At 61.5% G+C, this 10,067-nt stretch carries 11 protein-coding genes; 6 read left to right on the forward strand and 5 right to left on the reverse strand.

Annotated elements, in window-relative coordinates; all coding sequences use genetic code 11:
- The first annotated feature begins 5 nt into the window (after nt 1-5).
- The 4 genes from D0N36_RS12135 to D0N36_RS12150 all read left to right on the forward strand — a co-directional run bounded on the left by D0N36_RS12135 (nt 6) and on the right by D0N36_RS12150 (nt 4,236).
- A complete protein-coding gene (locus D0N36_RS12135) occupies nt 6-1,199 on the forward strand; it encodes a class I SAM-dependent rRNA methyltransferase (protein WP_116941820.1) in 1,194 nt (397 codons plus the stop codon).
- A 108-nt stretch (nt 1,200-1,307) separates the two neighbouring features.
- The gene (gene crtD, locus D0N36_RS12140) at nt 1,308-2,780 is read left to right on the forward strand and encodes a 1-hydroxycarotenoid 3,4-desaturase CrtD (RefSeq protein WP_116941823.1); all 1,473 of its coding nucleotides are present in this window, start codon (nt 1,308-1,310) and stop codon (nt 2,778-2,780) included.
- A gap of 140 nt (nt 2,781-2,920) precedes the next feature.
- Nucleotides 2,921-3,574, forward strand: coding sequence for a carotenoid biosynthesis protein (locus tag D0N36_RS12145; protein ID WP_190242646.1), 654 nt, complete (start codon nt 2,921-2,923; stop codon nt 3,572-3,574).
- A 50-nt stretch (nt 3,575-3,624) separates the two neighbouring features.
- Nucleotides 3,625-4,236 carry a TetR/AcrR family transcriptional regulator gene (locus D0N36_RS12150; protein WP_116941828.1) on the forward strand — a complete coding sequence of 204 codons (612 nt, stop codon included), beginning with the start codon at nt 3,625-3,627 and terminating at the stop codon, nt 4,234-4,236.
- Nucleotides 4,237-4,458: 222 nt separating this feature from the next.
- Here the strand turns inward: D0N36_RS12150 and rpiB are convergent, their stop codons facing one another.
- The 3 genes from rpiB to D0N36_RS12165 all read right to left on the reverse strand — a co-directional run bounded on the left by rpiB (nt 4,459) and on the right by D0N36_RS12165 (nt 7,270).
- Nucleotides 4,459-4,890: a ribose 5-phosphate isomerase B gene (rpiB, locus tag D0N36_RS12155; protein WP_116941830.1), complete on the reverse strand. Its 432-nt coding sequence runs from the start codon at nt 4,888-4,890 to the stop codon at nt 4,459-4,461.
- A gap of 71 nt (nt 4,891-4,961) precedes the next feature.
- Nucleotides 4,962-5,822 (reverse strand): twin-arginine translocase subunit TatC, encoded by an 861-nt coding sequence (gene tatC, locus D0N36_RS12160; RefSeq protein WP_317191467.1) that lies wholly within the window; start codon nt 5,820-5,822, stop codon nt 4,962-4,964.
- A gap of 155 nt (nt 5,823-5,977) precedes the next feature.
- Nucleotides 5,978-7,270: a serine hydroxymethyltransferase gene (locus D0N36_RS12165; protein ID WP_116941834.1), complete on the reverse strand. Its 1,293-nt coding sequence runs from the start codon at nt 7,268-7,270 to the stop codon at nt 5,978-5,980.
- Nucleotides 7,271-7,371: 101 nt separating this feature from the next.
- On the opposite strand from D0N36_RS12165, the gene D0N36_RS12170 reads away from it, so the two are divergent.
- Nucleotides 7,372-7,875, forward strand: a complete 504-nt coding sequence (locus D0N36_RS12170; RefSeq protein WP_116941836.1) for a helix-turn-helix domain-containing protein — start codon at nt 7,372-7,374, stop codon at nt 7,873-7,875.
- 82 nt (nt 7,876-7,957) lie between these two features.
- The gene (locus tag D0N36_RS12175) at nt 7,958-8,758 is read left to right on the forward strand and encodes a hypothetical protein (RefSeq protein WP_190242647.1); all 801 of its coding nucleotides are present in this window, start codon (nt 7,958-7,960) and stop codon (nt 8,756-8,758) included.
- An 89-nt stretch (nt 8,759-8,847) separates the two neighbouring features.
- Here D0N36_RS12175 and D0N36_RS12180 read toward each other — a convergent pair whose 3' ends face one another.
- Together D0N36_RS12180 and D0N36_RS12185 are read right to left on the reverse strand one after the other, a co-directional pair.
- On the reverse strand, nt 8,848-9,543 hold the full coding sequence (locus tag D0N36_RS12180; protein ID WP_116941838.1) for a metallophosphoesterase family protein: 696 nt from the start codon (nt 9,541-9,543) through the stop codon (nt 8,848-8,850).
- Between the two features lie 181 nt (nt 9,544-9,724).
- Entirely contained in the window at nt 9,725-9,955 is a 231-nt protein-coding gene (locus D0N36_RS12185; protein ID WP_116941841.1) for a hypothetical protein, read from the reverse strand.
- Nucleotides 9,956-10,067: the final 112 nt, after the last annotated feature.

The following is a 10,067-nucleotide window of genomic DNA, read 5'->3' on the forward strand; positions in this document are numbered from 1 at the left end:
CCGCCATGTCAGCCGCTACCATCACACTCAAACCCGGAAAAGACCAATCCTTGCGCCGCCGCCACCCGTGGGTGTTTTCGGGGGCCATTGGCCGGATGGAGGGCGAGGTAACGGAAGGCACGCCCGTAACGGTGCGCGCCTCCAACGGTGAGGTGCTGGGCGTGGGCCACTACGCGCCCGGCTCGATTGCCGTGCGCCTGCTCGATTTCGGCCCCGATGCCCAGCTGCCCGACGCCGCGTTCTGGGAAAACCGCCTGCGCAACGCCTACCAACTGCGCCAGGGCCTGGGCCTCACCGGCACCGGCAACACCGATGTGTACCGCCTCACCCACGCCGAGGGCGACGGCGTGCCAGGCCTCATTATCGACGTGTACGGCGACACGGCTGTAGTCCAGACTCACAGCGCGGGCATGTATCAGTCGCGCCCGCTGATTGCGGCCGCCCTGCAGGCCGTCATTCCGGGCCTGCGGGCCATTTATGACAAGAGCGCCGAAACCGTGCCCGCCAAAGCCGCGCCGGGCGCGCAGAACGGCTACCTGCTGGGTGAAAGCAGCGGCCAGGAGCACGTGGTGCACGAAAACGGCCACCCGTTCGTCGTGGATTGGGAAACGGGCCAGAAAACGGGCTTCTTCATCGACCAGCGCGACAACCGCAGCCTGCTGGCCCGCTACGCGCCCGGCCGCCGGGTGCTCAACACGTTCTGCTACACCGGCGGCTTCAGCACCTACGCCCTGCAGGCCGGCGCCGAGCTGGTACATTCCGTCGATTCGAGCAAGCGGGCCATCGAGCTGACCGAGCGTAACGCCGCCCTCACCGGTTTGGCCCACAAGCACGAGGCGTTTGCCGAGGACGTGTTCAGCTTCATGAAGCAGCACCGCGACGAACAGTACGACCTCATCGTGCTCGACCCGCCCGCCTTCGCCAAGCACCTCTCGGCCCGCCACAATGCCCTGATGGGCTACAAGCGCCTCAACGCGGCCGGCATCAGCCAAATTGCGCCCGGCGGACTGTTGTTCACCTTCAGCTGCTCGCAGGTAGTGTCGCCCGAGCTGTTCGAGGGCGCGGTGCTGGCCGCCGCCATCGAGGCTGGCCGCCCCGCCCGCATCCTGCACCGCCTCACCCAGCCCGCCGACCATCCCGTGAGCCTCTTCCATCCCGAAGGTGCCTACCTCAAAGGGTTGGTGCTGGCCGTGGAATAGGCATTTGGGTTGAACCGAATTTGAAGTTGTGGGTTTGGGAAGAGCTACGTTCAACAAGTAGGGGCGCAGCTAAGTCCCGCCTCTACCACCCGCCATCAACTCAACTACATGACCCAGACTCCCACTGCCATCATCGGAGCCGGCATCGGCGGTATTGCTACGGCGGTGCGGCTGGCGGTGCGGGGCCACCGGGTGGTGGTGTTCGAGGCCCAGGAAAGCTTCGGAGGCAAAATGCACCAAGTGGAACTGCCCGGCGGCTACCGCTTCGATGGTGGCCCTTCGCTTTTTACGCTGCCGCACTTAGTGGATGAGCTATTTGAGTTAGCCGGCCGTAACCCGGCCGACTACTTCCGCTACCAACGCCTCGACCCGATTACCGAGTATTTCTTCGCCGACGGCACCCGCGTTACAGCCTGGGCCGACGAGAAGAAGTTTGCCCGCGAAGTAGAGGAAAAGCTGGGCGTGCCGGCCGCCGACGTGCGCGCTTTCCTGGCCCGCAGCGGCCGGGCCTACGACGCTACGGCGGGTACGTTTCTGCAAAAAAGCCTGCACAAGGCCGGCACCTACCTCAGCCCCGATGTGCTGAAAGCCTTGGCCGCGCTGCCCCAGTTGGGCCTCACCAGCACCATGCACCAGCGCCACGAAGCCGCCTTTTCTGACCCGCGGCTGGTGCAGCTCTTCGACCGGTTTGCCACCTACAACGGTTCCGACCCCTACCAGGCGCCCGCCACGCTGAGCATGATTCCGCACTTGGAGCACGGCATTGGCGCGTTCTATCCTGAGGGCGGCATCTATGCCATTGCCCAAAGCCTCGTGCGGCTGGCCGAGGAGCTGGGGGTGGAGTTCCGCTACAACGAGCCGGTACGCGAAATCCTGACTGAAAGCGGCCATATAACCGGCCTGCGCACCGACCAGGATACCTACCAGTTCGGGCAGGTGGTGAGCAACATGGATGTGGTGCCCACTTACCGCCATTTGCTGCCCACGCAGCCGGCGCCCGAGCGCACGCTCAGCCAGCCCCGGTCGTCGTCGGCGCTTATTTTCTACTGGGGCGTGGCCCGGCGCTTTCCCGAGTTGGGCGTGCACAATATTTTCTTCTCCGAAGATTACAAGCGTGAGTTCGAGGCCATTTTCGGGCAGCAAACCATCAGCCCCGACCCCACGGTGTACGTCAACATCACCAGCGGCCACACGCCCACCGACGCGCCCGAAGGCCACGAAAACTGGTTTGTGATGGTAAATGTGCCCCATGACCAGGGCCAGGACTGGCCGGCACTGGTGGCCCAGACCCGCGCGGCGGTGCTGCGCCGGGTGAGCCAGGCTTTGGGCACCGATATCGGGCCGCTTATCAGGGCCGAGCACGTCTGGGACCCGCCGGGTATTGCCGCTCGCACGTCGTCGTTTGGGGGGGCACTGTATGGTAGCTCCAGCAACAACGCGCTGGCTGCGTTTTTGCGCCACCCCAATTTTTCGCGGCGGCTGAAAGGTCTGTACTTTTGCGGTGGCTCGGTGCATCCCGGCGGTGGCATTCCGCTCTGCCTGCTCTCCGCCCACATCGTTTCTGATTTAATGAATAATTGAGCGTTAGCAACCAATAACAGAAGTTACCGCATCGGCAAAGCCCCAGGCCTTGCCTGGAAGGCCCCTCTTCCGTCCTGATTGCTGATCACGAAATCATCAAAATGCCCGAATCTACCCAACAACATACTGTGGCAGTCCCGATGGCCGCTGTCCGCGCCGAGCGGCAGCAACGGCGACTGCGCTGGGCCCAGGGCGTGCTGCTGCTGTTTCACGTCACGGGTTTCGTGGGGCTGGCTTTTTCCGAAAGTCCGGAGTTCTTCCTGCGCTTCATGCCCCTCACGCTGCTGCTTACGCTGGGGCTGCTGCTGGCTTTTCAGCCCCGGCGCACGGCCGCGTTCTGGAGTTTCTGCGCCGTTATTGCGCTTATGGGCTTTTTTGTGGAGGTGGTAGGCGTGCGCACGGGCCTGCTGTTTGGGCACTACCAGTACGGCGCCTCGCTGGGCATCAAGTGGCTGGAAGTTCCGGTGATGATTGGTGTTAACTGGGTGATTGTGACCTATTCGGCCGGTGTGCTGGCCACTTACCTGCCGGTGCCGGGCTTTGTACGGGCCATAGCGGCGGCGACGCTAATGGTTGGGCTTGATATTTGTATTGAGCCGGTGGCCGTACATTACGATTTCTGGAGCTGGCAGTACGACGTTATTCCGCTGCTTAACTTTAAGGGTTGGTTTGTGGTGAGCCTGATTTTTCAGGTCTATTTCAACCGGGTCGAGTTCAGCAAGCGCAATGCGCTGGCGCCGTTCGTCTACCTGATACAACTGCTGTTTTTCTTCAGCCTAGGTATGTTGCTTTGAGTAAGTGCGGCATACGCCAATGCGTGTTCTGCCGCTTTTAACTGCTTTATATGGAGCAAATTGTACGTCAACAGCTGCTAGACCGCGCGGCTGCGCTATTTCGAGAGGTAGGGGTGCGCCTGCCCCACGAGGAGCAGTTGGCAGCCGCGCTCGATTGCACCCCCACCGAGTTCCGGCAGGTCTTTGGCTCGAAGGAAATGCTGCTGTGTGCCGTAACCGAGCACAACCTGGCCCGCCAGCGCCAGGAGCACGCCGAGCTATTTGCCAACCTCGATACGCCCGCCGAGTGCCTGGTAGGACTGCTCCGCTATGATATGAACGAGTTGCGTCAGGCTCCCCACTACGATTACCACATCATGCGGACACAATTCCCGCGGGCGTGGCAGCTTATCGACGAGCACCTGCACACCTATGCCCGTCCGTTGCTGGTGCGGCTGTTGCAGGGCGGCATCGACCAGGGCCAGTTCCGCGCCAGCCTTGATGCCAGCCTGATTGCCCACATTATCTTGGCGCAGTTCAGCCTGGTGCTCAACGAGCAGTTGTTTCCGCCCGACGAATTGGACCTGTCGTTGATATATCACAATATTTTTACGCCCTACGTGCGCGGCCTCTGCACTCCTGCCGGCCTGCACGCCGTTGCCACCCATTTCGAGCGGTTCTAGCGGCGCGCGAGTAAGCCGCAATTCAGTGCTAGCCTGAGCCAGGGCAACCCTTCCTTTTCGCTTGGCACAAAGCCTTGTTAAGCAGAGAGCCCCCAACGTCAGTGCTGGCGTTGGGGGCTCTCTGCTTAACAAGGCTTTGCGTACGAAAAGGACGCATTAGCGGCGCATGCCGGCTCGATGCGTTACGTGCTTTGCAATGACAGCCCGCACGGATTCAATGAGTTAAACAGTCGCAATTTTGTCTACCCGATTCTGGTGACGGCCGCCCTCAAAGGCGGTGTTGAGGAACTGGCTGGCAATGGCGCGGGCGGCTTCTTCGCTCACGAAACGGGCCGGGATGCAAACGATGTTGGCGTTGTTGTGCTGGCGGGCCAGCGCGGCCAGCTCGGGCTCCCAGGCAATAGCCGCCCGGATGCCCTGGTGCTTGTTGGCCGTGATGCAGACGCCGTTGGCCGAGCCGCACAGCAGCAGACCCAGCTCAAACTCCCCGTTTTCCACGGCTGTCGCCAGCGGATGCACATAATCGGGGTAGTCCACCGAATCGGCCGAGTGGGTGCCGAAGTCCTGCACCTCGTAGCCGTTGTCGCGCAGCCACTGCAGCAGCATCTGCTTGTAGTCGAAGCCCGCGTGGTCGGAGCCGATGGCTAGTTTCATGGGGTGGGATTTTATTGAGCTACAAGCTTCAAGCTGACAGAACCTGCTTGCAACTTGTAGCTCGCGGTTTGTTATTCCGCTACGCCTTTGTTCTCGGCCAGCTGGGCGTTGAGTGAGGCGGTGCGGTTGCGCGTTACCACGCGGGCAATGTGGATGCTCAGCTCGTAGAGCAGGATGATGGGGATGGTTACAATGATTTGCGAGGTGACTTCGGGCGGCGTGATAATGGCGGCAATAACCAGCACGACGACAATGGCGTGCTTGCGGTACACCCGCATGATTTCGGGCGTAATCAGGCCTGCTTTAGCCAGGAAGAACACAATCATTGGCAACTCGAACACGAAGGCGCACGACAGGCTCATAGTCGTGAGCGTGCTCAGGTAGCTCTGCATGTCAATCTGGTTCTCGATGCTGGCATCTACCACGTAGCCGGCCAGGAACTGGATGCTCATGGGCGCGGCAATGTAGTAGCCGAACAGCAAGCCCGCAATGAAGAGCAACGACACGAAAAGCACCGCCCCGCGCGAATTCTGCCGCTCGTTTGGATACAGCCCCGGCTCGATAAAGCGCCACAACTCCCAGAACAGGTACGGAAAGCCCAGCACCAGACCCACAATAAAGCTTGTGCTGATGTGCATAGTCAGCTGTCCGCTCATCTCGCGGTTCTGGATAACGAAGCCGATTTTATCGATGCACAGGCCCGGCGCGCCCAGAAAAGCGGCCAGCTTGCACGACATGCGGTACGTCCAGAAATCGGACCGCGAGGGGCCCAGCATCAGGTCGTGAAAGAGGAAATCCTTGGAAAAGAAGGCCCCGAGGGCAAACACTACCACGGCAATGGCCGCCCGGATAACGTGCCAGCGCAGCGCCTCCAGGTGGTCGATAAACGACATTTCCTGCTGGTTGCCCAGCACGGGTTGAGTTACAGACACTTGGTGGGGTTGATTTATACGTTGGGAAGTTGGGAAGTAAGAAAGGGAACCAGGAGGCAAGGGATTTTAACTCTCCCCGCAACTTCCCGGCTTTCCAACTCAGCAAGCCCTAGATACGCGGCTTACGGACTTTCAGACTTCTCCGCCTTTAATCTTTAAGCGAAGAGTGGGTACTGTTGCATCCACTCGTTTATATCGCCGCGCACTTTGGCCAGGCGGGCATCGTCGGCGTTGTGGGTCAGGGCCTCGTCGATAAAATCCACGATGCGCACCATGTCGGGCTCGGTGAGGCCGCGCGTGGTAACGGCCGCCGACCCGATGCGCATCCCTGAAGTTACGAAGGGCGACTTATCGTCGAAGGGCACCATGTTTTTGTTGATGGTGATGTCGGCCTTCACAAGGGTGTTTTCGGCCAGCTTGCCGGTCAGGCCTTTGCTACGCAAATCAATCAACATCAGGTGGTTGTCGGTGCCGCCCGAAATCAGCTGGTAGCCGCGCTCCACGAAAGCCCCGGCCAGGGCCTGGGCGTTGCTGATTACCTGGCGGGTGTAGTCGGCGTAGGTGTCGGTGAGGGCCTCGCCAAACGCCACGGCCTTGGCCCCGATAACGTGCTCCAGCGGGCCGCCCTGGGTGCCGGGGAACACGCCCGAGTCGAGCAATGCCGACATCATGCGGGTTTCGCCCTTGGGCGTCTTCAACCCGAAGGGGTTTTCGAAATCCTGGCCCATCATAATCAGGCCGCCGCGGGGGCCGCGCAGGGTTTTGTGCGTGGTGGTGGTTACGATGTGGCAGTGATGGAACGGATTGTTCAGCAAGCCCTTGGCAATAAGGCCCGAGGGGTGCGAAATATCGGCCAGCAGGAGGGCGCCCACCTCGTCGGCGGCTTCGCGCAGGGCCTGGTAGTCCCAGTCGCGCGAGTAGGCCGAGGCGCCGCATATAATGAGCTTGGGCTTTTCGCGGCGGGCCACTTCCTTTACTTTCTGGAAATCAATGAGGCCGGTTTCGGGCTCAACCCCATAAAAGCTGGGCTGGTAGAGCTTGCCCGAAAAGTTGACCGGCGAGCCGTGCGTGAGGTGGCCGCCGTGGCTGAGGTCGAAGCCCAGAATTTTGTCGCCGGGGTTGAGAATGGCCAGCATCACGGCGGCGTTGGCCTGCGCCCCGGAGTGCGGCTGCACGTTCACCCAGGCCGCCCCGAACAGCTCCTTGGCCCTATCAATGGCCAGCTGTTCAATCTGGTCGACCACTTCGCAGCCGCCGTAATAGCGCTTGCCGGGCAGGCCTTCGGCGTATTTGTTGGTCAGGATGGAGCCCTGGGCCCGCATCACCTGCTCCGAAACGTAGTTTTCGGAGGCAATGAGTTCAATTCCGTGGGTTTGCCGGGCTTTCTCCTGCTTGATGAGGTCGAAAATGGCGGTATCGGGGGCGAGGACGCGGGCTTGAGTTTCCATATCTTCAAAGGTAAGGCGAAGCGGTGAATGAGTGACTGAGGCAAAGAAGAGAATAACAGTTCACGCACTCATTCATCCATTCCCGTTATCTTGCCCTTCCTATGGATACACCCCAGCAACTTGCCGAAGTCCTGACGAGTCTTCGCGTGGGCAATCAGTCATTTCTGGTGCAGTTCTACGAGCAGAACCGGACGCTGTTTGCGCGCTGGGCCCGGCGGCAGCACCAGTTGGAGCCGCCTGCCGCCCACGAGCTGTTGCGCACCGTGCTGGTCGAGTTCTACGACCAGGTAGCCGATGGCCGCCTGACCAAGGTGCCCGATAATGTACGCGCCTACGTGTATGGCCTGGCCGACGAGCAGGTGCGCGCCGCCCGCACCACCGCCCGGCTACCGGCCCACGAAAGCGGGCGGCGCCAGCACCTGCTGGCCCTGTTCCGCACCCTGGGCCTCGATTGCCAGAAGATGCTGATGTACTTTTATTTTCGGGGCTACCACTTCGAGAAAATGGCCGGCAAGATGGGCTTCGCCAACGCCAACGTGGCCCGGATGCAGAAGTCGGCCTGCCTGCGCAAGCTGTATGAGCTGCGCCTGCGCGCCGCCGTTTAGTATTGTTGCACCGCGCTTCTGCGTAGCTTAGCTCCGGCGTGCCCCGCGTCCGATTCACCCGCCTGCCGCTATTTCTGCCCTTATGCCCCTGCCCGCCCCCGACCTGCGCCTCTACCTGGAAGAGCTGGAACGCTTTGCCGACGGCCAGCTGAGCGCCGCCGAGCAGGAGGCCTTCGAAACCCGGCTCGAAACCGACCCCGCCCTTTACCAGGCCTACCAGCAATACGAGCAGCTGACGGCCGACCTGCGCTGGGTGGCGGGCCATGAAACCCTCTGCCAGCGCCTGCTGGCCCTCGACCAGCGCCTCGACCAGCGCCAGCTGGCCCTTTCGCGGGTGCGGCGGCGCCAGCGTGAGCAGCAGCGGCGCTGGGGTGTGCTGGTGGGCGGCGTGCTGCTGGCGCTGTTGGGTTTGTGGCTGATGTGGCGGCCTGCTGCGCCTTCGGCCGCCAACAGCTGGAACCGCTACTACCAGCCAGAAGCCGGCCTGTCTGATTCGGTGGTGCGGGAAGGCAAGCGGCCCCTGTTGGCCGAGGCCATGCGTCTTTACCGCGAGGGGCAATATCCGCCGGCGTTACAGGCACTGCAACGTATTCCCACCAACGCTATCGGCCAGGATACGCTTACCTACTACAACGGCATCTTCCTGCTGAGCCAAGACGACCCCGAGCAGATTCAGGCAGCCCAGCCATTTCTGCGGCGGGTAGCCACGCAGGCCAGCTCGCCGCTGGCGGGCCGGGCCCGCTACCATCTGGGCATGGCTTACTGGCGAAATCAGCAAACCACGGCCGCCCGCAACACGTTGCGCGCCGTGTCTAACGACCCGCGCAACCCTTATCAGGAGGCGGCCCGCCGCGTGCTGCGCTCCGATGTGCTGAAGGAGTAAGCAGTGCTGAGAAAATAAAAGCTAAAAAGCCTCTGTTATCCTGCCTTGCTCGCAGAATGACAGAGGCTTTATCGTTCGCTTACTTAAACTTACCGTTTCGCAATCGGGTATTCCGGCTCGATGTTGGGCTGCAAAGTCAGCTTGTGAGTATCGAGGTTGAAGGCGGCCAAGTGGCGCAGCTCGGGGTTGTGGCGGTACACGCAGCCGGTGTCGAGGCAGACTGCTCCCGGGTGGTGGGCCAGGCGGCGCTGCACCTCGGCGTAGGGGGTGGGTACGTGGCCGTGTACCAGCCGGCGGCCCTGCAGGCGCGAGGCATCAAACACAAAGGCTTTGGTATTGAGCATGGTGCGCCAGTCGCGGCGCATGGCGGCGGCGGGCTGGCGGAAATCGTAACCCGCGTGCACCAGCGTCCAGCCGGCAATATCAAGCTGATAAGGTAGCTCGCGCAGCCAGCGCAGGTAGGGCAGGGGCAGCTCCTGCAGGCTGGTAATGCCGAAGCTGCGCAGCGTCAGGGCGCGCTCGGTAGTGCCAAGCCAGGCCTGGTCGGTGCGGCCCTCGGCGGCATCGAGCAGCTCCTGATCGTGGTTGCCACGCAGGCAGACTACCTGGTAGCCCTGGCCGGGCAGGGCCATCAGGTAGTCGAGCACTCCGCGGCTATCGGGGCCCTTGTTCACGTAGTCGCCCAGAAAGTACAACTCGTCGGCGGGGCGCAGCGGCAGCCGTGCCAGTAGCGCGCGCAGTGTCAGCAGGCAGCCGTGGATATCGGTGAGGGCGTAGCGGGCCATGTTTTTCGCTCTTAGCTGGGATCTTATCCGCTGTTCGGTTTTTAGCTGGAAAACGGATGCGTTTTAGGGAATACAACGAGAAGCATCTGCCCGCAAAGCGCAATGGAAGGTAGGGGCCAAAACCCGAACGAGCACTCAGTTGCCTGAATGCTCGTTCGGATTCCAAATAGCATGCAACAGCTTAGCTGTAAGGCGGCTTGTCGATATCGGGCTTGTCGTAGTTGCGGTTCGGGTTGTTAACGAGGTGGGGCGGAATCTCGTCAAGCCCGTCGTCAGTGTACTCGTCGGCGAGGTCTTTCTGGTCCTCGCCGGTGGCGAGGGGCTTGCTGTTCGGGTCGGCTTTACGCTGGCCCTGGCCCGCCGGGTTGCCACTATGTTCCGGCGACTGTTGGTTGCTTTGACCTCCCCCCAATAGCTGGACCGCCCAAAACTAGAGGCTCAGGCGTTTTGAAGCTCGACTGTAATAGCGGCTGCCATTACTTGATCGGGCGTTAAATTCTGGAGCGAACTGTGGGGTCGGAAGC

The organism is Hymenobacter lapidiphilus (genome assembly GCF_003417065.2).
Taxonomy (GTDB): Bacteria; Bacteroidota; Bacteroidia; order Cytophagales; family Hymenobacteraceae; genus Hymenobacter.